The sequence below is a fragment of the Mastigocoleus testarum BC008 genome (genome assembly GCF_001456025.1).
GTDB lineage: Bacteria > Cyanobacteriota > Cyanobacteriia > Cyanobacteriales > Nostocaceae > Mastigocoleus > Mastigocoleus testarum.
Window position 1 is genome coordinate 1 of the sequence record NZ_LMTZ01000042.1, and the last position, 24,603, is coordinate 24,603.

The window sequence follows — 24,603 nt, forward strand, 5'->3', positions numbered from 1 at the left end:
AGACAGGAGACAGGAGACAGGAGACAGGAAACAGGAGACAGGAAACAGGAGACAGGAGACAGGAGACAGGAGACAGGAGACAGGAGACAGGAGACAGGAGAAGAAGAATTATTTGCCCAATCCCCAGTCGCCAATCCCCAATCCCTAGTTCTCCTCGATGAAGTTGGAGCGGGGACCGATCCAGTCGAAGGTAGTGGTTTAGCAATTGCTTTACTGCATTATTTGGCAAATAATGCTCAATTAACAATGGCGACAACTCACTTTGGCGAACTGAAAGCACTGAAATACCAAGATGAAAGGTTTGAAAATGCTTCGGTAGAATTCAATGACACTACCCTTTCTCCCACCTATCGCTTATTGTGGGGTATCCCCGGACGTTCTAATGCTTTGGCGATCGCTAGTCGTCTAGGATTAAAAGCAGAAGTCATCGAAGCAGCAAAATCTGAAGTTGGTGGAGAAACTGACGAAGTTAACCAGGTAATTGCTGGATTAGAAGCGCAACGTCGTCGTCAGGAAACTAAAGCCACACAAGCACAAAATTTATTAAAGCAAACTGAGCGTTTGTATAAAGAACTTTCAGAAAAAAGTGCCAACTTAGAAGAAAGAGAAAAATCTTTACGGATCTCCCAAGAGGTAGCGGTACAAAAAGCAATTAATGAAGCAAAGTCTGAGATTGCTAAAGTCATCCGTAGCTTACAGCAAGGGAAGTCCACCGCCCAAGACGCTCAAAAAGCGACAAACGCAATTAATGATATTGCTCAAAAGCATACACCCAAAAAGCAGCCAAAAAAACCTAAAGCCGGATTTTTGCCGAAACTGGGCGATCGCATTCGAATTAGCAAATTAGGGAAGACTGCGGAAGTAATTTCTGCACCAGGTGCAGATGGCGAGTTGACTGTCCGCTTCGGGATTATGAAGATGAACGTCAAGTTAGAAGACGTTGAATCTTTGGATGGTGAAAAAGCCGAGCCAATAGCAAAAACAAAATCAGCACCTCCAAAATCAACTTCAAAATCTTCTCCTGCACAAAAGTCTGTGAATTCTTCCCAACCCACCCCAGAAATTCGTACTTCTCGCAATACCTTTGACTTACGGGGTAAACGGGTCGCTGATGCCGAAATTATTCTTGATAAAGCAATTTCAGAAGCTACCGGACCAATCTGGATTATTCACGGACATGGAACTGGAAAATTGCGTCAAGGGGTACAAACCTTTTTAAAACAACATCGGCGAGTTAGTCGTTTTGAAGCTGCAGAACAAGCTGATGGTGGTACAGGTGTAACTATTGCTTATGTTAGTTAAAAAATAGTTCAAAAAAATAAGTCAAACTGGTAAAAAAAACCGTTAATTAAACCCAATCCCTTTATTAAAAAATGTTAGAACTCTAACCCGTCTACACACTTAATTGTTCTTAATCATCATCGTCATCGTCGTCATCATTATTTACTGCAATAGCTTGGGCGTATCGTTTGTTGATTTCATCCCAATTAACAACATTCCACCACTTCTCTAAATATTCGCCACGACGATTTCTATAACTTAGATAATAAGCGTGTTCCCAGACGTCATTACCCATAATTGGGTAATCACCTGTCATTAGTGGAGTATCTTGATTGGGTGTGGTTATTATTTTCAGTTTGCGATTATTTTTATCGTCATCATCGTCATCTTGACGATCAAGAACAAGCATAACCCAACCGCTACCAAATCTACCGCCGCCAGCTTTGTTAAAATTCTCCTTGAATGTGGAAAAATTACCAAAACTATTACTAATTGATTCTGCGATCGCGCCAGTAGGTTCGCCTCCACCATTAGGTTTCATAATTTCCCAAAACATGGAGTGGTTTACATGACCGCCACCATTATTACGTACTGTTGTGCGAATGTCAGAAGGTATGCGATCAAGGTTGCGCAATAAACTTTCGATACTTTTGGTTTTTAATTTGGGATATTTATCTAAAGCAGCATTTAGATTTCTGACATAAGCCGCATGATGTTTGTCATGATGAAACCGCATGGTTTCTTCATCTATGTATGGCTCTAATGCGTTGTAATCATAGGGTAAAGGAGGCAATACTGCAGTCCCGATTGGTTGAGGGTCTGCTTGACTTATTAGTTGAGGATCCAAAGGAGTTTGAGCAAAAGCATAATTTTCTACCGCTAAGCCAGCTGCAGTAGCACCCAATAAAAAAAGAAAATGACGCCTATTTAAATTCATTGTATTTCCTATAAACTAATTTACAGCGATCGCATATAGTTTATGAATAAACTATTTATTCTATTAGTTCTTTTCGTTATTAAATTTAAAACTAAAAAAAGTAATAGAAATATTATTCATTTTTTCTAAATTGATTGCTGTATTTGTTTCAATATCTATTGCTTCAGGAGCCAATTATAAGCTAAATATTAAATATTTTCAGTAGAATTATCATGTGATTCTCGCAACGCAAATCAAAGATAAATATATTACTTTTATCCCAGTATTTGCGTTTATAAATATGAATAAACAGACCAGTGAACGTAAATATTTATTACTATTTAGAAAATAATTATAAACTTCATAAACTCAAATTTTATGTATATGAATCGAGCACAAATATCTGATTAATTATTACTAATTCAAAATTACTAATTAAAATCAACTGAAATTAATTTTAAATCAACAGTAGAGGCGCACATATGTGCGCCCTAATAAACAATATTCTTTTAACTTTAAAGTCCCTTAATATTTTGTTACTTATTTATGCCTTTAGTTCAATTTTTCTACATTCTGGTGTTAAGCATAAAAAGCTAACTTGCTTTGTCTATGCAACTGCTTTAGCAAATCGTTTGTTGATTTCATCCCAATTCAATACATTCCACCAAGCTTTTAAATACTCAGCACGACGATTTCTATATTTGATGTAATAAGCATGTTCCCATACATCATTACCCATAATTGGATATTTCCCTTCAGAGAAAGGACTATCTTGATTTGCTGTGGTCATCACTTCCAGTTTTTGATCTTCTCCCAAAACTAACCAAGCCCAACCGCTACCAAAGCGACTTTTACCAGCTTCGTTAAATTCTCCTTGAAACTTTTCAAAGCTACCAAATTCCTTTTTAATGGCTTCTGCGATCGCGCCAGTAGGTTCACCTCCAGCATTGGGTCCCATAATTTCCCAAAACATTGAGTGGTTTACATGACCGCCACCATTATTACGTACTGTCCGACGAATATCAGAAGGTACGCTTTCAAGATCGCTTAATAAATCTTCAATACTTTTATCTTTTAATTCTGGATGTTTCTTTAATGCTGCATTAAGATTTTTGACGTAACCTGCATGGTGTTTGTCGTGATGGAAACGCATAGTTTCTGCATCTATGTGTGGTTCCAATGCATCATAAGCGTAAGGCAATGGAGGTAATTTAATTACACCAGATTCTGGTTTAGATGCAACCTTAGTGACTTCTTCTGCTTCTGTTTTTGGAGAATTCTCTGCAAATGCACAAGCATTTAAAGTATAACTAGCTGCACAGGTACCAAATAAAATGAGAAAATGGCGGCGATTGAGATTCACAGCTTTTTCCTGTAAAAATGTTTAGTAATATTCAATACTTATTGTCTTAGAATCGGCTTACAAAGTAAATATTCAATAATTTGGCTGATTTTGTATTTTTTGCACATATATTAATTTATATCAACAAATATCAATTCTCACTCTTTTTGTGAATTAAAAAAATCATATTCTGGATGTGTAATTTTTAACAATTACATAAAATCATTTGCAGAGAAGTTAAGTTTTGTAGCAGTAGATAAATTCTGCAAAATTAGAGCTTGAAAGATTTAAGTACTAGTAAAGAATTTAAGCCGTCACAAAAATAAATGTACCGATTATCTGTTTAATTTAAAGCAATCGCAAAAGACTGATTGGGGAATAATTTCCCCGTCAAACCACTAACTTTGCGATAACCGCTTCACTTTTGCACCTTCCAACAACTTATGTGTTTCACAAAGTAAATCAGGGATTCGCTCTGCATGGGGACTATTACGCAAACATTCCCTTAAATCTAAATTTTCCACCCCCTCTGCTTTATTACCGGGAAACCAATGGCTCCCATTACCCAACAAGTTGTAACGTGTTTTCGCATATTCATGCATATCGTAAGCCAGAGCTAAATTTCGCAGCCACAAAACGGTACGAATATTAATATTTCCTGGAGTTTTTTCGTGTTTTGGTAAACCAACCCGCCAAGTCTTAATCCAATTTTCGCCAAAAGTAGAAATAGCTGCTTGCTCCCACCTTGCTAAAATTGGCGGTAGAATTTCGTCAGCTTTATGTAATAAATCTAAAGTTTTCAGGTGCTCATCAAAATCACTTGGCTTAGATGCACCCAGAGAAAGAGTATGGACTTGCGAGTGACTCAAACAAAATAAGTCATTAAATACCATAGGAGATAGGGGTGCACACAAATCAACTAACTTTTGGGGTGGATCGTAGAGCCTACCGCCCTTATCGGAGGGACTAATTATGAATACCCCCATATCATGGCGAGTTGCAGCTTCAATAGCTTGCCAGTTAACTTGATTAATATAGTACCAGTGGAGGTTAACGTAATCGAATTGGTTAGTATTAATAGTTTGAATAATAATATCAGTAGGGCCATGGGTGGAAAACCCAACAAATCTAATTTTCCCTTGTGCTTGTAATTTTCTTACTACGTCTAAACAACCACCAGGACGAATACTGTAATCCAATAGTTCAGCAGTATTAATGCCGTGAATTCCCAACAGATCGATATAATCTAACTGGAGATTTTTCAGAGATTTTTCAAAATCTGCTTGGAATGCTTGGGGATCGGCTTTGGGTCCAACTTTGGTTTGAACAATTATTTGGTCGCGGGGAAATTTTGGTAAAACCTGCCCTAATTGCATTTCCGAACTACCATAACCACGAGCTGTTTCAATATGATTGATCCCCAATTCTACAGAACGTTTGATAGTTGTTTCCAAGTTAGCTTGCTTGTCAGCAGGTACTTGTTGTTGCGGTATATCCTGCCACTTAAATTGATATCTCATTCCCCCACAGGAAAAAACTGGCATTTTTAGCTCTGTGCGCCCAAAACGTCTGTACAGCATGAACTTGGTGATTGTAGTGACATCCTACTTTTAATTTATAACCTTCAAGCATAACTTGGTTTGGGGTTTTCAGTTTCCCTCTGTTCGGGAATTTACCCAATCGATGATGAATTAAAAATAGTTGTTAAGAAAGGATCTTTCAGAAAAATGCGATCGCAACCACAAAATCAAAATAAAACTAATGCGATAGAAGTTCAACCAGAAGGGCAATATCATGTCGTAAGTGACACTCGAACTATTGTTTCTTTAATTGCCTTGATTCCAATTTTAGCTTTGCTTGGTACTCTGGGATATCAAAAGTATCGTGTTTTTGTTCGACGCAAACGAATTGCTTTGCTGGAAAAAATCTGGCTTTTAGATGTTAATAATAAAACTCATTAAATATAAACGTTTATAAAAACCGAACTAAGCAAAATAGGTCGCAGATAAATCTATTTGAATAAGTGGATGAGCGTCGACAAGAGTCATTAGTGGATATTAAACAATAGGATAAGAAACAGAACATATGCAGCAATTAAAATTATTGGGTAAATGTTTCCAACCTATTTGTTGTCCTTATCAAAAGATGAACTGAGCAAGCAGTATACGAAACGTCTGCCTTGCTCAATTTTATTTCAACCAACTTGCCCAACCCAAGGAAGTCAAAAACCAGCAATTATTTATTTGCACAGTTGGAATAGCTATCCCTATTCACAAAAAGCTTATCTCCTTGGTTCAGCCCTGGCAAATCAAGGATATACTTTTTTGAGCTTGGGAATGCATCGTCGTGGTGTTGAAGGTCAAATGAGAGCAATTCCAGATGATGATATTGAAGATATTAAGCGTGGTGTAGAATATTTGAGTTCCCATGGATGTAGTGAAATCATAATTATTGGTGAAGAAATTGGTGCTTTAACTGGTATCAGATATCAGTGTAAAACTCAGGACGTTTGCATCAAAGGTATTGTTTTAATTTATCCTTTACCAGATCTAGCAAATTGGCTTGAAAATACCATAGGTGAAGATAGATATAAGGCTTTAGAGCAACAATCAGAAAGGGAAATAATAAAGGGTTCTGAAGAAGAAAAATGGGTTGATTTAACCGTTAATAGTCCTAATGGTAAGGAGTTACTCATTTATCAGTCTTTTGATTCCTGGGTTTCTTGGTGGAGTAGAAGTGCAGATACTAAAATCTCTGGTTTCCTAAAAAATATTCAAATTCCGTTTCTAATCCTTCAAAAAAGGGGAATGGAGTTGGAAGAAATAGAAACAAGTATTTCTGCTAGCAAAGTTTTAGATGTAGAAGATAATAAACAGTTTGCACAAATCATTGATTTGTGGGTTTCAGAACTGGAATTACCTAATGTCGAGGGATTTCAACTGGTTACCTCGGATGTTAGCAAACCGAGTGAAATGGTAACGGTTCAGACAAGCGATGGTAGCAGTTTGGTCGGATTTCTTTGGGAAAAGGATTGCAATCAAGAAAATCAAACTGTGGTGCTTCATGTTAGAGGTAAAACTGGTACTCCCATAACAGAACCTTTATTTACAAAATTAGCTGAAGTCTATAACCAAAATGATATATCAGCATTAGTGATTGAAATGCGTAGAAGTGGTTATGGTGGAAGTATGACAGCAACAGCATCAATGGATATAGATGATATTGACGCTTTTGTGAAATTACTTTGTCAACGTGGATATACTCGGATCGTTTTAAGCGGACAAAGTTTGGGTAGCAATAGCATTATGCGCTATCAAGCACAACGCCATCACCCCAATGTTATTGGTTTGGTTCACATGGCTCCTACACGAGATGCTGCTGAGTGGTTAGAAGCTCATATTGGTAGCGAGATTTACAATTGTTTGGTCTTAGAAGCTAAAAAAGCAAGGGAAGAAGGTCGCGGCGATCGCGGTTTAGTAGGGAAACCACCTTATGAATGGATGCTCTCTCCTCACCGTCCAAATTCATGGATTTCTTGGTGGGCTCCTGAAGCTGATACAGCTAACTTGAAAACAATTGCGGAGATTGATATTCCAATTTTACTATTGTGTGGAAGTAAAGACTTTTTTAATGATCGCGATCGCTTAAATCAATTAAAAAAAGCAGCAGTTCGATCGCCAGTTACAGATATCATTTGGTATGAAGGTTGTGGTCATAATTTTGCTAATTTTGAACAAAAGACAGCTGAGGATATTGTCTATTGGTTAAATAAGATTTGAACAAAATAGTAACTAGTTGCAAGTTGTTTTTTATACTTTGGAAAAGTTGGTGACTTTGAAAATTTAACAGTCGAGCTTTTCCAATAATGCTTATTCTTTCTAATTGAAAATAATAACATTATGCTGAGTAATTCTGGGGATCCACAAGAGCAAAACTGGCAAAATTTTTGTGCTAACCACCTGAGAGATTGGTACGGCATTTGGACAAGATATTCCGCCCAAGGAGAAGTCATAGAGTCATTTCAAAGTCTTAGAAGCTTGAAACTCAATCAAGAACAAACAGGAATCGATCAAACTAATCGCTACACTTACGCTGATGGCAGAATAGAAGAAAAAAATTGGCAATCAACAAAGCAATCTAAGAATTTATCAGATGGAATAGTTCATCCTAAAACATCCTTGATGAGGTCATTATACTTCGAGCAAGGTGCAGCGGCATGGGTAACAAACCAGTTAAAATTGGGAGATTTTTTTCATTCGGGGGAGTTATTTTTCAGATATGAAAATCTCCGACATAGTGTAGGAGCAGTTTATGATGAAAGTGGTGGTTTGCTCCGGATTACTAGTATTCGTGAAGATTCTCTTAATTTCCCAAGTAAGTACTGGTCGAAGCAGTTAGAACTATTACCCAAAAGAAATATTAGTGGTAAGTGGCAAGGGATTTCAGTGACTATGACATCTGATTTAAAAGTTTCACTCCCTGTACCTATTAAACAACGCTCGTTCTGTGAAGAAAATGAAACTTTCTTTTTACCAGATGGAATTTTTTTGAACTGTCCGAAAAAAGTAAATATTGGCAATCATTTCACTATTATTGCAAACTGGTTAATTACCTCTTCCCATTTACAACAACTGATTCTCAAGTACAATCTAAAGGGAGAATTTTCCACGTTAACACTCGAAATATTCAATAGATCGGAGTGAATATTTGCAAGTTGAAATGCTTAAAGCCAGAGACGTCATAATAACCTATACCACGTTGCAATAAAACAGAGTTTGCCAACCAATCTAAGGCGATACAAAATTCCATATCCTTTTTTATATTTTGTGGACAACTAACTGAAATATTGTCCTGAAAGTTTAGGGTAAGATTATCTCGATTCAAATCTTTCAATGATATCCAGGAAATATCTACCGGCTCTAACACCATCAAATCAGGTTCTATGGTTTTAAGCTTACCTTGCCAATTTTCCTTAGTTATAGTCAACACTGATGTTTTACTTTGTTCTGAGACATTAGTACTAAGTAATTGGGGACTAATAGAAATATATTCTAAACTGCCATCATTGCCATATTTAATAAAGGCAAGTACTCTTCTATTTTCACACCTCAAACCAATTTCAAAAATAAATATAGAGTTAGTTTCTAATGTTTTACTTCCCCAGCAAAAACTATTATCTAAAAATAAAGCACTCGTAATAGGTTTAATATAAGGACCAAAGGTTTTTAACTCTGTCTTCCCGTCAGCATAAATTAAGTAGTCCTCGTGATTGATCTTACTACCATCTTGACTAATTTTAAGGTTAGTAACAACATTCCAAGAATCAATTACTTCTTCCCCTGAGGAGTATCTAGTATTAATACCACGCCATTCCCCTACATGATATCGACAGAAATTATTCCAATTTTGCAGTTGTAGATTCATTGGATTTGCATCTTCAATTTTTCAAACAGCTTAAATTTTTAAGTATGGATGATACTATTATCAAGTAAAAATCCCTTCAAAAGAGTAAGTCAATGGAAACACCCATTAGCGGTTTATACGAACTCGCAATTGGTGCAACAGCAAAAGATGAATCTTTTCTCATCCGATATTGGGAACAGTTTGGCTTTGATATAGAACAATCTGGCGAACTTAGTGCAAACCAAGCTAATCGGTTATATGGTGTTAATTCTAGTTTGCGATCGCTCCGCCTTCATAATCAAGTTACGGATAGAAGTTTACTCCGCTTGATGGTGTGGGATAAACCAGTTAATGAAGGTTTGGGACTAACCCCTTTAAAAGCAGTAGGTAGCCGTTGGGGAACTAGTTTATCTTTAGACGTATTCAATATTGCCAACCATACAGAAGATGCGATCGCTGCTGGCTTACCTGTATATTATATTTCACCCCAGAGAAATTTAATTAATCGTCCCAAGCCATTTGAACCGTTTCTACAAGCTAATCCTTGCGTACATGAAATGGTTCTTATCCAGCCCTTTGCGCGACAAGTTCTGTTTGAGCGCCATGATTATTACCGCCCAAATTCGGGAATTGTTAACCCGGACTCTCACTTTAAAGGCTCTGAATTCGTTCATGTGGGACTGGTTGTGGATTGCGAACATGAAAAATTGGATTTTTATGACCAAGTCCTTGGTTTGCGTCGTGTTGTAAATAACTCTGAAAGTGAATATGGCGAAGCTTCTAGCCGCATCCTAGAACTAAAAGGACCAGAAAATGGGGAACGGATGCTGAATTATTACTTTACATCTCCTCCTTATTCGACTGCAGATAAACCTCAAATTCGTTCGGGAAATTTGGAAGTTTTGCGTTTTGAATGTGGTGACTTACCAAACAAGTTTAATTACTCGCGTCCTGGTTGTCTGGGAGTTTGTTTGTACACTATGAAAGTAAAAGATATTCAGCAATATTATCAACTTGTAAGTAGTAGCAAAGCCACAGAAATGACAACAGTATATGAAAACGAGTTTGGCGAAAAGAGTTTCTCGTTTGTTGCTCCTGACGGTTATTTTTGGACTTTAATTGGATAGCTTCAATAAATCCCTGTTGACTGATTTTTAAAATTTTGCTGTAGGTGCTGCCTTAGCTAAGCATAAAAAACGAATGATTTAATTAGCATATAAATAGTTATATGGAATTCATACTGTATGCAATTAAAAGACCAAAACTGGAAAAATTTCACTGCAAACCATTTGCGGGATTGGCATGGCGTTTGGACAAGGTATACTCCCCAAGGAGAAGTAAAAGAATCATTTCGTAGTCTAAGAAGATTTGAAAGTAACCCAGAGCAAACTGAAATCCACCAAACAAATCGTTATATTTACGCTCAAGACAATATTAAGGAAGAAAGTTGGGACTACAATCAATCAGAAAATAGTTCTGCTGATGGAATATTTCACCCACAAGCTGATTCTATGAGGACTATTTGCTTGGAATCTGGTCATTCTGGTTGGATCGCAAAGCAGTTAAAAACTGATTCATATTTCGCTGTTGAATTATTTTTTAGATACAAGGAATTAAGACACAGTGTCGGTATTGTTTACGATAAAGAAGGAGCTTTATTACGAACATCGAATATTCGTGAAGATGCAACAGGTTTTCCTAGTAAGTATTGGTCAGAAGAACTAGAACAACTGTCTGAGAGAAATCTCAACGGTGAGTGGAAGGGATATTCTGTAACTATGACCTCAGATTTACAAGTTTCTCAACCAATACAAACTGAACTAAATTGGGGTTGTGAAGGACACCAAAATTTCTTTTTACCGGATGGAGTTTCTATTAGTTGTCCAAAGCGAATAGGTATTGGTACTTCCTTTAATCTTGTGGTGAATTGGTTGATAACAACTTCTAAAATGCAACAACTAAGTGCTCAATATGATAAGGATGGTGCTTTTTCTGGGTTGAGATTAGAGCAACTGCATCTTTGAACCAAGATTCAATAAAGTAAAAATCCAAACGAATATCTATCTTAAATAATTGTCTTGGGATGAATCAAATTGTAACCTGAGGCTTTAATTTTCTGATTACTTACCCGAGCATTAAGGAAACGATAGCTTGGTTTTGTATCATCCCAGATAACTTTATCTAAATTTGCGCGATCGCATACTAGATCGGATAACTCACGGATCGTCATATTAAAATCATTTACCAGATTATAGATACCACCCAACCTTCTCTGACAGAGAAAATCCAAAGCTGCAACAATATCATCAAGGTGAATCCAACTAGTAAAAGTATTACCACTTCCAGGAATTGTTTTACCAGCAATTCGTTTAAAACGTTTTGTTAGTTCGCGCTCGGGACCATAAATTCCTCCCAACCGGAGAATACAAGCCTTGATATCTTCACTAGTTGAGTTTAACAAGGTATGCTCTACTTCAGATAACACCTGATTGTATTCACTGTCAGTATCAATGGGAGAAGTCTCGTCAATCCACTCGCCTTTTTTATTACCGTATACAGAGCAACTACTGAGGTAAATTACCTGTTTTACGCTTGGTGTGTTCTGAAGTGCTGATACTAAGTTTTTTACCGTGGGAATGTAAGTTTCTCGATATACCTCTGCATCTACCTGGCGATCGCTAATGGGAGCAATACTTAAAATGATAGTATCTTGATTTTGTAGGAGCGACCGTACTGCTTGACTATCTGCACCTTTCATAACTACCACTCGAGTAGCTAATTCCTGCAGTTCTTTAACCCGTTCCTCTCTTGTAGTTGTTACTGTTAATGAGTGACCTTGCTCTTTACACCAATAGCGCGAAGCAGCAGTTCCCACATAGCCACAACCAATAATGGCAATTTTCTTCAAATCATTGTGGTGAGTAGTCATTTGTCTGCTAATAGACCCCTTATTGATCGCTTGTCTGACTAATAATTTCCCTGTAAAAAACAAAGAACCCTCGTGCCTTCACAAAACCTTGATGTTATAGGCAGAGGAGTATAAAAATTTAAAATGGTATAGTAAAACTTTTACATTTCCTGGACTACAGGTTTACCATCTTTAACTTCACCAATTAGAACCTTATCCGCACAATTAACAAAAATACCGTTTTCTAGAACCCCAGGAATATTATTCAAAGTTTTTTCTAAATTCACAGGGTCGGGAATATCGTCAAATTTTACATCTACAACTAGGTTACCTTGATCGGTGACAACAGGACCAGCTTTTTTCACACCCATGCGTAGTTCTGGCTTACCACCAAGTTTTGCGATCGCATTCATCACTGGAGTGACTGCCATTGGGATGACTTCTACCGGTACAGCAAAAACTGAACCAAGTTTGTCAACTAGTTTACCTGAATCTATAACTACAATAAATTGATTTGCCAGGTAATCCACAACTTTTTCCCGAGTATGGGCTGCACCACCACCTTTAATTAAATTTTTTTGGGGATCGACTTCATCAGCACCATCAATGGCAATATCAATATGGTCAATCGCATCTAATGTAGTTAAAGGAATACCATATTGTTTGGAAAGTACCTCAGCTTGAAAAGATGTGGGGACACCAACAATATCTTTTATCTCCCCTGACTTGAGGCGTTCGCCAATAAATTGAATTGCGTACGCAGTGGTGGAACCGGTTCCTAAACCAACTATGGAATTGGATTGAATCAAGTTGGCTGCTGCTCTACCAACTTCCTGTTTCATTAACTTTACTGGATCTGCTGCTGCGGTCATCTCCAAATCTCCTCAATTGCTTATTTGTTATTTATTTTTGGTTATTCGTTTTGCAAATAGTAACTAATGACCAATCAGCAATAACCATAAATCCACATTAGCAGTCAGACGTCATTCACTGACACATTTGTCAGCAACTCTAGTCTAAAGATTTGGAGCTTAACTGACCTCGAAAAAAACAATTATTTGGACTTGAGCAGTACTCAGACTTTGGGAAACTAGAAATTGGGAAACTAGAAATTTATTAATGATTATCTTATTATTGCCGTTAAAATTACGCAATCATTACTAGTTATAAAAAACACATATATTTCAGCCTTTAATTACCCTGTAAAAGCACAATACTTAAACAATACTTAAATAAAATCAGTGTTTAATACAATAAAACTTTAGGAAACTATGAACTTCCCTAAAATGTCTTAATAAAATGTGAAGTTAAATTTCTCAAAATAGTTTATTTAACAGATTGTTTATTTAGGTTTAAACCATGCGTCACTTAACCAGTGCTCTATCATTATTGGCATTAGTACAATTACTAGCCATTCCAGTCTACGCTCAAACAACATCCGAACAAAAAACACCGGACCAAACAACGACTCAAACATCGTTTGACCCTATACAGAAGGTCGTTAGTGCAAACTTAATGAATAAATTTCCTGATGGTAACTTTCATCCGGAAAGATTTATGGGTCGGGCAGAGTTAGCGTCAATTATGGTGAAAACTTTTTTACTCGATAAACAAAAAGCGGCAACTGAAGATAACATCAATGTTACTGATGTATCCTCCTCCCATTGGGCATTTCAAGATATCCAAACAGTTTTAAAAACCGGAGTAATGAAGGGCTACCGAGGAAACTTATTTTTCCCCAACCAGAAAGTTACCAGAGCAGAAGCTCTAGCTATTTTTGCTCAATCCTATGGTGTTTTCCAGTTCCCCGAAGCAACAGTAAATGAAATCCTAGCCCAATTTCCAGACCAACAATCAATTCCTCAATGGGCAAGAAAAGCTGTAGCTACAACTGTTACAGGAGGATTTGTTAATCAAAAAGCTGATGGAAATCTTTCTCCACTCAAACCCATGACAAGGGGTGATATGGCATATGTACTTAGTAGATATTTACAAAGACAACAAAGAAATCCATATACGCCAGAAGTTACCCCTATCAACAATACTTCAATTGCACCAATATAAATTTCTTAGGTAACGCAATTTGGGTTAAAGGCAAAATTTATATTAGATTGTCACACTACCCAGTAGGTAGTATAATAACTGCCTTTTTCCCATTTATTTCTGTGATTTTTCCTCAAAAAACACCTTCTTTCATTATTTTTTTTCAGAATGCAATTTAACTTGTCCCTATCAAGAACCCAGGCGTGGCAAAATCAAAAATACTAGACCTTGAGAGGACAACCTTAAAGTATGCATCTTAGTGACATCACTCATCCCAACCAATTGCATGGATTATCAATTCGGCAGTTAGAACAAATTGCTCGTCAGATTCGAGACAAACATCTTCAAACTGTTGCAGCGTCAGGGGGGCACCTCGGTCCAGGGTTGGGTGTAGTTGAATTAACTCTGGGACTTTACCAAACATTGGATTTAGATCGAGATAAAGTGATTTGGGATGTGGGACATCAAGCTTATCCCCACAAACTAATTACTGGTCGTTATGACAAATTCAGTACTTTACGGCAAAAAGACGGAATAGCAGGTTACCTTAAGCGCGGTGAAAGTAACTTTGACCATTTTGGTGCAGGACACGCTTCTACCAGCATCTCGGCAGCTTTAGGAATGGCTTTAGCTCGAGATATGAAAGGTGAGAAATTTAAAGTTGCTGCAGTCATTGGTGATGGCGCTCTAACAGGCGGTATGGCATTAGAAGCAATTAATCATGCCGGACATTTACCAAATACTAAATTATTGGTTATCCTCAATGACAACGAAATGTCAATTTCACCTAATGTTGGTGCGATTCCTCGCTATCTCAACAAAATGCGGTTATCGCCACCCATGCAATTCCTTTCAGATAATTTTGAAGAACAATTTAAGCAAATTCCTTTTGTAGGGGAGTCTCTTTCTCCAGAACTAGGTCGGATCAAGGAAGGAATGAAGCGATTGGCTGTTCCTAAAGTAGGTGCTGTGGTTGAAGAACTTGGCTTTACTTATATGGGACCAGTTGACGGACATAATCTCGAAGAACTAATTACCACCTTTGGACAAGCACACGAAATTGATGGTCCCGTTTTAGTACATGTTGTCACAACCAAAGGTAAAGGCTATGAAATCGCCGAAAAAGATAAGGTCGGCTACCACGCACAGTCACCTTTCAATTTGACAACAGGAAAAGCCATTCCCTCGAGCAAACCAAAACCTCCCAAATATTCCAAGGTTTTTGCCCATACTTTGGTTAAGTTAGCAGAGCAAAATCCAAAAATTATTGGTATTACTGCCGCAATGGCAACGGGAACAGGCTTAGATAAACTCCAAGCCAAGTTACCACAACAATATATTGATGTTGGCATTGCCGAACAACACGCCGTCACTCTTGCTGCAGGTCTCGCTTGTGAGGGTATGCGTCCGGTTGCAGCAATTTATTCTACATTCCTTCAACGTGCCTACGACCAAATAATTCATGATGTTTGCATTCAAAACCTACCAGTATTTTTCTGCTTAGATCGGGCAGGAATTGTTGGGGCTGATGGTCCTACTCACCAAGGAATGTATGATATTTCTTACCTGCGCTGTATTCCTAATATGGTTCTAATGGCACCAAAAGATGAAGCAGAAATGCAGCGAATGGTAGTCACAGGTGTTAACCACACAACAGGTCCAATTGCCATGCGTTTCCCTCGCGGTAATGGCTATGGAGTTCCCCTGATGGAAGAAGGTTGGGAAACAATAGAAATTGGTAAAGGAGAAATTCTCCGCAACGGGGATGACCTATTGATTGTGGCCTATGGTACGATGGTACACCCTGGCGTACAAGTAGCAGAAATTCTCCGCGAACATGGTATCGAAGCCACTGTGATTAATGCCCGGTTTGCTAAACCTTTGGACACAGAATTAATTTTGCCACTAGCAGAAAAAATCGGTCGTGTTGTCACCCTTGAAGAAGGTTCTGTTATTGGTGGTTTTGGTTCTGGGCTAGCTGAAGCTTTATTGGATAACGATATTCTTGTTCCCGTTAAACGGATTGGCATACCAGATGTATTGGTAGATCACGCTCAACCTAATGAAAGTAAAGCTACACTTGGTTTAACCACCCCAGCAATTGCTGAAAGAATTTTACAAGCTTTCTTTAGGCAACAGGTATCGGCAGTTGTTTCATAAATTAAACATTAAAATTGCCATATAAAGACACTTCCACGCACAAGAAACTTGTCGTATTTATGCAAATCAAAATTTAATCTCTTGCTGCGTGATAAGTGTCAGTTTGCTATACCCTCAAGAAATACAGGACATAGGAAACAAATAAAATCAACCCTCAATTAACCCTCTAAAAAATATTTTTATTTTTGTAAATACACCTTACATGGGCAAAATATTGGGAATTCTGATATCCAAATTTGTTTCCTAAAAAGTGCCAAAAATTGTAAATGTTAAGAATTAAAAATTGATAACATTATTCTTGACAATAGATATTTGTCACTGGTAATAGGTCATTAGTTATTGCTCAGTGGTTATCAGTAAACGACTATTAGTAACCAGTAATCATGGGCTGGTTACTTGTCATTAGTCAATTGTCATTGGTAAACAGACAAAGAGCAAATGACAAATGACAACATAAATACCTTTTACCTGTCCTAATTTCCTGGAATTATTCAACTTAATCATGTCCCAGAACAGCCCAGTTTATCCAATCATTTGGCAAAAAGACTCTGTTTTACTAATCGACCAAACTCGTTTACCTAATGAGTATTCTTTTGTCGAAATCAACCGCAGTGAAGATATGGCTCAAGCAATCAAAACAATGATTGTTAGGGGTGCGCCAGCAATTGGTATTGCCGCAGCATACGGCATATATTTTGGGGCAAGAGAGATAGAGACAAACGAGCGTCAAGAATTTTTGCAACACTTAGAAAGTGTTGCATCTTTGCTACGCTCCACTCGTCCCACGGCAGTAAATTTATTTTGGGCAATTTCACGTATGTTAAAAGCAGCATACGAAACTATGGGTACCGTTGAAGAAATTAGGGAAACTCTACTACAAACTGCTCAAGCAATTAATAATGAAGACTTACAAACTTGTTTAGCGATCGGCGATAATGGTTTAAAAATATTGCCGGCTTATCCAGAGAAATTGACAATTCTCACCCATTGTAATGCAGGGGCCTTGGCCACTGCTGGTTATGGTACGGCTTTGGGTGTAGTACGTTCGGCTTGGAAAGAAGGGCGTTTAGCACGCGTTTATGCAGATGAAACTCGTCCTCGTCTTCAAGGAGCAAAACTTACTGCTTGGGAATGCGCTCAGGAAGGTATCCCTGTCACTGTGATTACAGATAGCATGGCTGCTCATTGTATGCAGCAAAACATGATCGATCTGGTAGTTGTTGGTGCCGATAGAATTGCAGCTAATGGCGATACTGCCAATAAAATTGGTACATACAATCTAGCACTAGTCGCCCGAGCACATAACGTACCTTTTTATGTTGCTGCTCCTATTTCGACAATTGATTTTTCCCTGATTGCAGGCAGTCAAATTCCAATTGAGGAGCGTCACCCAGCGGAAATTTATCAAGTTGGCGATAATCTCTTAACACCTGGTGGCATAGAATATTACAATCCTGCCTTTGATATTACACCGGCAGAGTTGATAACTGCGATTATTACAGAAAATGGCATATTTGCTCCTAATGAGCTAGCACTATGCCAACCACGAGAAAATATCATGGAAGTCTTTTAACTTTCTACCTGCTTGATTATAAACCTGCTTGATTATAAACATTTTCCTGCCAAAAGTACGGAATATAAGGTAGATAAAAATAGCCAACTATAAGGAATAAATTAATTACTGATAATTAATTTCGTGCTGTTTTTATCTATCTATAGGCTTAACTTATTATGTATATGCCATAACTTATAATTTATTGACTTGCTAATATCTAAGATATAAATAGTTGTAAATTTTATAGTCAAATATAACATTGACTATTCAGTCAAAAATAATATGATAAATGTCTATATTTGACTATATTTAGGTTAAAGTTGTGCGATACCAGTTAATATAGTGAATCCTAGCATTAGATGGGGCGCTACTTTAGTAATCTTCGGCATGAATTGTACAAGGTAGTTGAACTTGTACAATAGTTTCTTTATTAGGCTCACTATAAATTTTAAATTTACCGTTATGTAACTCTGTCATGCGTTTGGCAATTATTAATCCTAAACCCATTCCTTGCTGTTCGTATATTTGGCGTTCGAACTGTTTATAAGCACCTAAATTTCTGATTTGTTCACTTGTCATTCCTCGCCCATAATCGATAAATGACAAATTAAATGTAGAGTTTTTTAACTCACTAATGACCCGTACAATTCGATCTGCAGGAGAAAACTTGAAAGCATTATCAAGAAGTTCTTCAATTACGACCAATAATCTAGTTGAACAAATTTTTACCTCACATGACACTGGTGGATTTAATTGTAAATCTACTTTTCTTTTTTCATATTTTGCTTTCTCCAATATCAATTTATTTAAACTTAAGTTGGGGAACTGAGTGAGATTATTTTGCAACGATTTAATCCGTGTCGGATCGTTGTAAATCATCTCTAATTCTGTATACAGTAAAAATTTTTGAATTAACTTGAATAAACGTTGACCGGACTGGTTTATCCCTTGGGCCATTTCCTGAATTTCTTCAACGCTAAGAAATTCAGCTTCTTGCCTCAAAATTTCAGAGAAGCCAAGGATTCCATTTAATGGAGTGCGCATCTCATGGGGTAAAGATAACGCTATATTATTACGTAACTCATCTAATTGTTTTTGGGAATATTTATCAATTGCTATTTGCTTTTTGAATTTAGATGCAACTGCTCTAAGTAATTCTTTACAAGTAAAAGGTTTAGTTAAATAATCATCTGCACCTAGCTCCATACCCTGACGAAAATCTGAACTCGAAGCTTTTGCAGTCAGAAAAATAAAAGGTATGGTTGATAATGGAGGATTTTGGCGTAATTTTTCCAGTACTCCATAGCCATCTAATTCTGGCATCATGACATCACAAATAACTAGATCGGGAACTTCTGACTCTGCGACCTGTAAGCCAGCCATACCATTTTCTGCAACTACTACTTTGAAATCTTCCAAAGTTAGTAATTCAGCAATATTTTGTCGTAGATTTTCTTCATCTTCTATAACTAAAATTTTCTTCATCATCTCTACACTTATTGCGAACAGTAAATTTGTTGCTTAAGTGGGCAAATATTTGGGATTGATTAATAAATCTTCAAATTCAGTAGCTGCTATTGCAGGACTGAATAGAAAACCTTGAATAGCATCACATTTATTTTGACGTAAGAAATTTAATTCCGCCTCCGTCTCTACACCTTTAGCGATTACCTTAATATCTAAATTATGGGCTATTTGAATTAGTCCCTTTGTAATTGCCGACTTTTCCGGTTCATTAGCAATATTATGAATAAAATAGCGATCTATTTTTAAAGTATCAATAGGGAAATCTTTGAGATACACTAAAGAAGAATTTCCTGTGCCGAAATCATCAATAGCAATCTTGACACCTAAAGATTGTAATTTTCCCATTGTGTAAACTGCTGCATGAAAATCGCTCATAATTGTATTTTCAGTGATTTCTAACTCCAGACAATTTGCCGGGATATCAAATTCAGCAAGAATTCTCGATATTTTATCGGAAAAATTAGCTTGGGTAAATTGAGAATTTGACACATTTACAGAGAATAACAAAGAGGAGAAGTTGGCTTCATCCCAAATTTTTGCTTGTTTGCATACATTTTCTAATATCCATTCACCAATGGGAATAATTAAACCTGTAGATTCAGCTAAAGGAATTAATTCTGCCGGAGAAACCATTCCTAATTCTGGACTAATCCATCTCACTAAGCTTTCAGCAGCAATAATTTTACCGGAGATTATATCGACTATAGGTTGATAATAAGTCTGGAATTCATGTCGCTGTCCGGCTTCAATTGCACGGCGCAAACTAGATTTAATAAGTAATATTTCTGGAGAAAAATTACTGATATCAGAATAGTTATTGGATAAATAATTTTTCATTTTAATTTGTTTATCCAAACGGCTACTAATAGCACTTAATAATTCTGCACGAGTAAATGGTTTAGTTAAATAATCATCGGCTCCCAAATCCATTCCTTTACGAACATCTGTCCGAGTAGATTTAGCTGTAAGAAAAATAAAGGGAATTGTCGCAGTTAGAATTTCCTGACGCAATCTTTCTAACACACCATAGCCATCAACTTCTGGCATCATTAGATCGCATAAAATAATATCAGGAATTTGGGAAATAGCTAAATCAATCCCAACTTTACCGTTAGCAGCAGTAATAGTTTCAAAACCTTCAGCTTCTAATAAGTCTGAAATATTCTCGCGTACAGATATTTCATCTTCAATTAATAAAACTTTAGTCGACATATAACTATTATTATAATTAACTATCTGTGGCCATGTTCAACGGTAGTTTTACGGTAAAAACACTCCCATTACCCACTTCACTTGTTACATTTATATCTCCTTGACAAATATCGATACATTTTTTGACAATTGACAATCCTAATCCTGTACCTTGAATATTATCTACATTACTTGCACGATTAAATGACTGGAATAAATGTGGTAAATATTCTTCAGGAATACCTATACCCTGGTCTTTTATAGTAAAAATAGCCTGGTGATTCTGAATGGCTATCATAAAATTAATAGGCTGCATATCTGGAGAATACTTAATTGCATTGGACAATAAATTATTCAATATATGTCTGAGTAAATTTGCATCCATATACACTTCAATTGATTTATACTCGCAGTCAAAAAGTATTTTTGTGTGAGGCTGATTTATCTGTAAATCTTCAACTAGAGAAAAACAGTATTTTACTAACTCAAAATATGTTGGTTTGCACTGTAATTTTCCCGCTTCTGCTTTCTCTAAATTTAAAACATCCTCCAATAAATGAGTCATATGCTTAACTGCAGTTTGAATTTTTCTTAAGTACTTAAATCTATTTTCTTTATTCCATTTATGACCATAATTTTCTAATAGTTCAGAAGATGAAAGAATAGTTGTTAATGGTGTACGAAATTCATGAGATGTTGTACTTACAAAGCGGGATTTGAGTTCGTTTAGCTCCTTTTCTTTTTCTAAAGCCTCTCTTAATTGTTGTTCTAGTTTTTTATAGTCTGTAATATCTGTTTGGACAACAATAAAATTAGTTAATATACCATCGTGACTATATACAGGGGAAATGCTTAATTCATTCCAATATTCACTATTATCTTTACGGTAATTACAAATAATAGTGCTACAAAAATTATTTATTTGTTCTTCTGGAAATAATTTATTTACTTCCAAATCATTATTAATATAGAAATCTCTAGTTTGTCCAATTGCTTCTGATATTGAATAACCTGTGATGTTTTCAAATGCTGAATTGACATACATTATTGGATTATTAGGAATAGTTGCATCACTAATTAAAACTCCATTGTTACTAGCTGCTATTGCTCGTTCTCGTAGTCTTAATTCTGTTTCAGTTCGCAGACGTTGAGTAATATCGGTATTGATATTAACTGTTCCAATTGATTCCCCTGTAAAATTTTTTATTGCATCAGTTCTTAATTCAATATCAAGAATGCGACCACTTTTACTTCGCATCTTCACTGCACCACGCCAAGATTTACCTATGTGAATTTTGGCGGATACTTTACGGTAATCAGAATGACTAGCATAAATTGCAGCTAAGTTCCCTGCAGTATTTAGTTCTTCGGTGGTGTATTCAAATAATTCTTTGAAAGCGCGGTTAAGGTGAATAATATTACCTTGAGAATCAGTCATGCAGATTGCATCACTAGCACATTCAATTGCTTTACGAAAGCCAAGTAATGTTTCTTCAGATTGTTTGCGTTCGGTAATATCTTCTACAGTTCCAAGAATACCAACTACATTACCTTGAGCATCATGAAGCGGAACCTTATTTGTTTCAACCCAAACTTGTTTACCATCAAATTGATGTTGAGTTTCAATTATATGATATTGTGGCTGATTAGTCGCCATAACCTTGAAATCCCATTCGCGTGAGGATTCAGAATATTCTTTACTCCAGCACAAGTCATAGTCTGTCTTCCCAACTATCAATTGGGGATTATCAAAGCCCGCATTGTAAGCAAAATTGCGATTGCACCCAAGATATGTCGAATCCCGATCTTTCCAAAAAATACCTTGGGGGATATTATCCATCACCAAGCGTAACATTTGTTGAGACTGACGTAGTTCTTCTTCAATTTTCAGTCGCTCTTGTATCTCATCCATCAATTGATGATTCGTTTGCTTTAAGATTTTGGTGCGCTCAGATACCCGTCTTTCCAAATCTGCATTCGTTTCTTGAAGAATGTTTTGTGCTTGCTTGCGTTCAGTAATATCTTCAGAAATACCTGTAAGACGATAAACTTCTCCTACATTATTTTTGAGGGGAAAAGCGCGCGTCCATATCCAGCGCACCTCACCATCAGGACGAATTATTCGATATTCTTCGTTATAATTCCCATCTAAACTAGTAGTTATTTTTGCACTTAAGCGCTCTCTATCTTCTGGATGAATTGCATCGATCAATTCCTCGGGATTTTCATAAAGATGATCGCGCTTGCGTCCAAATATTTTTTCATATGCAGGATTAATATAAATAATTTTATCTTGTTTGACATCGCGTACAAATAAAACTTGATGAATGTTTTCTACTAGTTGTTGAAATAGTTGTACGCTTGACCAGAGATTATCTTCAATTAGTTTATGGGATGTAATATCTCTTTGAATATTTACAAAATGTGTAATTTCTCCATTTTGGTCCACGATCGGAAAAATATCCGCCTCAACCCAATATTTACTCCCATTTTTGTGATGATTGATAAATTCAGTTGTAACGCGTAAACCGCTTTGGATAGTAGTATAAATTAATTCATAGACAGAATTATCTGTTAATTCGCTTTGGAGAATGGATGGTGTTTTTCCCAAAATTTCCCAGTAGGACCAACCACTCATATCGGTAAAAGCTTGATTAACGTAGACTATACAAGAATTAAAAGGAGTATCGAGAGAATTAGCCTCTGTTATGACTACAGCATCTTTACTATTTGTAACGACTGACTCCAATAAACTCAATAGTTTGTATTGTTGTCGATATTTTTCTCCATCATCTTTTGCTAGTAATGCTTGGTAAATTTTTTCTAATGTAATATTTCCTAGTAAATTACCTTGCCTATCCAGTATTGGTAGTATTCTTAAGTGATATTGTTCAAACAGCAAGAATAAACTTTGTGGGAAAATAAAATCTTCTATTTGAGATTCTGTGAGAGTAAACACTGAATTTCTCATGAACTCAGAAATTTTTGCGTGGGCAAAATTAACTCCCGTACTTACCAGGCGTACTACATCTTGCTCGGAAAATAAGCCAATTACTTGCTGTTCCCTAACTACTAAAACATCATTTATTGTTTTCCCTTCTTTGTTCATCAACTTAATGACATCCAGCACTAAAGTATCTTCCGTAACACTAATTGGATAACGGTCGATAATAGTGTCAAAAAATTCTGAAGCTAGAGTTTCAGCAAGTGGACGCATAAAATTATGAAAGAGCAAAATGAAACAAAAGCAGAGTTTGAGAACTCAAGAAAAAACTACTCTCTCAATATGTGTAAACTTTTAAGACTATGAATGACTAGGGTGTAAATTCGGAAAATTGTCTTTGAAGCAAAAATCCTTTGCTTATAACCTTTTTTTGCTGTTCTTCAATAGCCAAATTTAGGATAAAAACGCACGCAAAAAATCACCCCCCATTACTGGAGAGTGATTTTCTACATTAAGTAATTAATTACNTTGCGGGAGCGCTTACTGCTACAGGAGCTACCTCACCTGCAGCCAAGTCTAAGGGGAAGTTGTGAGCGTTGCGCTCGTGCATTACTTCCATACCCAAGTTGGCACGGTTGATGATGTCTGCCCAGGTGTTGATTACACGACCGCTAGAGTCGATTACAGACTGGTTGAAGTTGAAACCATTGAGGTTAAACGCCATGGTGCTGATACCTAAAGCGGTAAACCAGATTCCTACTACAGGCCATGCCGCTAAGAAGAAGTGTAAAGAACGGCTGTTATTGAAGGACGCATATTGGAAGATTAAACGACCAAAGTAACCGTGTGCAGCTACGATGTTGTAGGTTTCTTCTTCTTGACCGAACTTGTAACCGTAGTTTTGAGATTCGGTTTCGGTTGTTTCACGAACCAAAGAACTTGTTACCAAAGAACCGTGCATTGCACTGAACAAGGAACCACCGAATACTGCTGCTACACCCAACTGATGGAAAGGATGCATTAGAATGTTGTGCTCAGCTTGGAATACCAACATGAAGTTGAAGGTACCGCTGATACCCAAAGGCATACCATCAGAGAAGGAACCTTGTCCTAAGGGGTAGATTAAGAATACTGCGGTTGCTGCAGATACTGGTGCAGAGTATGCAACACAGATCCAAGGACGCATACCTAAGCGGTAAGAAAGTTCCCACTGACGACCTAAGTAAGAGAATACTCCGATCAAGAAGTGGAAGATTACCAACTGGTAAGGACCACCGTTGTACAACCACCCATCTGGGAAGCAGCTTCCTTATATGAGTGGTTGTACAACGGT

At 36.9% G+C, this 24,603-nt stretch carries 18 protein-coding genes and 1 pseudogene; 9 read left to right on the plus strand and 10 right to left on the minus strand.

The features are described 5' to 3' along the window. A partial coding sequence (locus BC008_RS08175; protein ID WP_201026097.1) for a Smr/MutS family protein occupies positions 1 to 1,302 on the plus strand: 1,302 nt, incomplete at its 5' end. A 109-nt stretch (positions 1,303 to 1,411) separates the two neighbouring features. On the opposite strand, the gene BC008_RS08180 is transcribed toward BC008_RS08175, so the two are convergent. From BC008_RS08180 to BC008_RS08190, 3 genes are all read right to left on the minus strand, one after another. Continuing rightward, positions 1,412 to 2,218: a superoxide dismutase gene (locus BC008_RS08180; protein ID WP_058183402.1), complete on the minus strand. Its 807-nt coding sequence runs from the start codon at positions 2,216 to 2,218 to the stop codon at positions 1,412 to 1,414. A gap of 586 nt (positions 2,219 to 2,804) precedes the next feature. Next, positions 2,805 to 3,560: a superoxide dismutase gene (locus BC008_RS08185; protein WP_027843320.1), complete on the minus strand. Its 756-nt coding sequence runs from the start codon at positions 3,558 to 3,560 to the stop codon at positions 2,805 to 2,807. Positions 3,561 to 3,937: 377 nt separating this feature from the next. Next, positions 3,938 to 5,119, minus strand: coding sequence for an aldo/keto reductase (locus BC008_RS08190; RefSeq protein WP_027843321.1), 1,182 nt, complete (start codon positions 5,117 to 5,119; stop codon positions 3,938 to 3,940). Positions 5,120 to 5,179: 60 nt separating this feature from the next. Here BC008_RS08190 and BC008_RS08195 point away from each other — a divergent pair, with 60 nt between their 5' ends. The 3 genes from BC008_RS08195 (at position 5,180) to BC008_RS08205 (ending at position 8,242) form a co-directional block, all read left to right on the plus strand. Continuing rightward, positions 5,180 to 5,500, plus strand: a complete 321-nt coding sequence (locus BC008_RS08195; RefSeq protein ID WP_058183403.1) for a hypothetical protein — start codon at positions 5,180 to 5,182, stop codon at positions 5,498 to 5,500. A gap of 150 nt (positions 5,501 to 5,650) precedes the next feature. Then, positions 5,651 to 7,318 carry an alpha/beta hydrolase gene (locus tag BC008_RS08200; protein WP_027843322.1) on the plus strand — a complete coding sequence of 556 codons (1,668 nt, stop codon included), beginning with the start codon at positions 5,651 to 5,653 and terminating at the stop codon, positions 7,316 to 7,318. A 120-nt stretch (positions 7,319 to 7,438) separates the two neighbouring features. Further along, complete coding sequence (locus BC008_RS08205) at positions 7,439 to 8,242, plus strand: DUF3598 family protein (RefSeq protein ID WP_036265424.1); 804 nt, start codon at positions 7,439 to 7,441, stop codon at positions 8,240 to 8,242. Here the strand turns inward: BC008_RS08205 and BC008_RS08210 are convergent. Continuing rightward, the gene (locus tag BC008_RS08210; protein WP_027843324.1) at positions 8,226 to 8,963 is read right to left on the minus strand and encodes a DUF3598 family protein; all 738 of its coding nucleotides are present in this window, start codon (positions 8,961 to 8,963) and stop codon (positions 8,226 to 8,228) included. The genes BC008_RS08205 and BC008_RS08210 overlap by 17 nt on opposite strands. 92 nt (positions 8,964 to 9,055) lie before the next feature. On the opposite strand from BC008_RS08210, the gene BC008_RS08215 reads away from it, so the two are divergent. Next, entirely contained in the window at positions 9,056 to 10,069 is a 1,014-nt protein-coding gene (locus BC008_RS08215) for a hypothetical protein (protein WP_027843325.1), read from the plus strand. A gap of 117 nt (positions 10,070 to 10,186) precedes the next feature. Continuing rightward, entirely contained in the window at positions 10,187 to 10,966 is a 780-nt protein-coding gene (locus BC008_RS08220) for a DUF3598 family protein (protein ID WP_027843326.1), read from the plus strand. A 41-nt stretch (positions 10,967 to 11,007) separates the two neighbouring features. On the opposite strand, the gene BC008_RS08225 is transcribed toward BC008_RS08220, so the two are convergent. After that, positions 11,008 to 11,934, minus strand: a complete 927-nt coding sequence (locus tag BC008_RS08225; protein WP_321170071.1) for an SDR family oxidoreductase — start codon at positions 11,932 to 11,934, stop codon at positions 11,008 to 11,010. Between the two features lie 77 nt (positions 11,935 to 12,011). Then, on the minus strand, positions 12,012 to 12,722 hold the full coding sequence (gene rpiA / locus BC008_RS08230; protein WP_027843328.1) for a ribose-5-phosphate isomerase RpiA: 711 nt from the start codon (positions 12,720 to 12,722) through the stop codon (positions 12,012 to 12,014). Positions 12,723 to 13,209: 487 nt separating this feature from the next. On the opposite strand from rpiA, the gene BC008_RS08235 reads away from it, so the two are divergent. From BC008_RS08235 to mtnA, 3 genes are all read left to right on the plus strand, one after another. Next, entirely contained in the window at positions 13,210 to 13,914 is a 705-nt protein-coding gene (locus BC008_RS08235) for an S-layer homology domain-containing protein (protein ID WP_027843329.1), read from the plus strand. 228 nt (positions 13,915 to 14,142) lie between these two features. Further along, positions 14,143 to 16,053, plus strand: coding sequence for a 1-deoxy-D-xylulose-5-phosphate synthase (gene dxs, locus BC008_RS08240; protein WP_027843330.1), 1,911 nt, complete (start codon positions 14,143 to 14,145; stop codon positions 16,051 to 16,053). Positions 16,054 to 16,555: 502 nt separating this feature from the next. Then, entirely contained in the window at positions 16,556 to 17,626 is a 1,071-nt protein-coding gene (gene mtnA / locus BC008_RS08245) for an S-methyl-5-thioribose-1-phosphate isomerase (protein WP_036265426.1), read from the plus strand. Between the two features lie 354 nt (positions 17,627 to 17,980). Here the strand turns inward: mtnA and BC008_RS08250 are convergent, their stop codons facing one another. From BC008_RS08250 to BC008_RS08265, 4 genes and pseudogenes are all read right to left on the minus strand, one after another. Beyond that, positions 17,981 to 19,096: a hybrid sensor histidine kinase/response regulator gene (locus tag BC008_RS08250; protein WP_235595819.1), complete on the minus strand. Its 1,116-nt coding sequence runs from the start codon at positions 19,094 to 19,096 to the stop codon at positions 17,981 to 17,983. 33 nt (positions 19,097 to 19,129) lie between these two features. Beyond that, positions 19,130 to 20,347, minus strand: a complete 1,218-nt coding sequence (locus tag BC008_RS08255; RefSeq protein ID WP_036265428.1) for an EAL domain-containing response regulator — start codon at positions 20,345 to 20,347, stop codon at positions 19,130 to 19,132. 16 nt (positions 20,348 to 20,363) lie between these two features. After that, complete coding sequence (locus tag BC008_RS08260; RefSeq protein ID WP_036265430.1) at positions 20,364 to 23,543, minus strand: PAS domain S-box protein; 3,180 nt, start codon at positions 23,541 to 23,543, stop codon at positions 20,364 to 20,366. A gap of 250 nt (positions 23,544 to 23,793) precedes the next feature. Continuing rightward, positions 23,794 to 24,564: pseudogene (locus BC008_RS08265) on the minus strand (photosystem II q(b) protein); the annotation flags it as partial. Between the last annotated feature and the right edge of the window lie 39 nt (positions 24,565 to 24,603).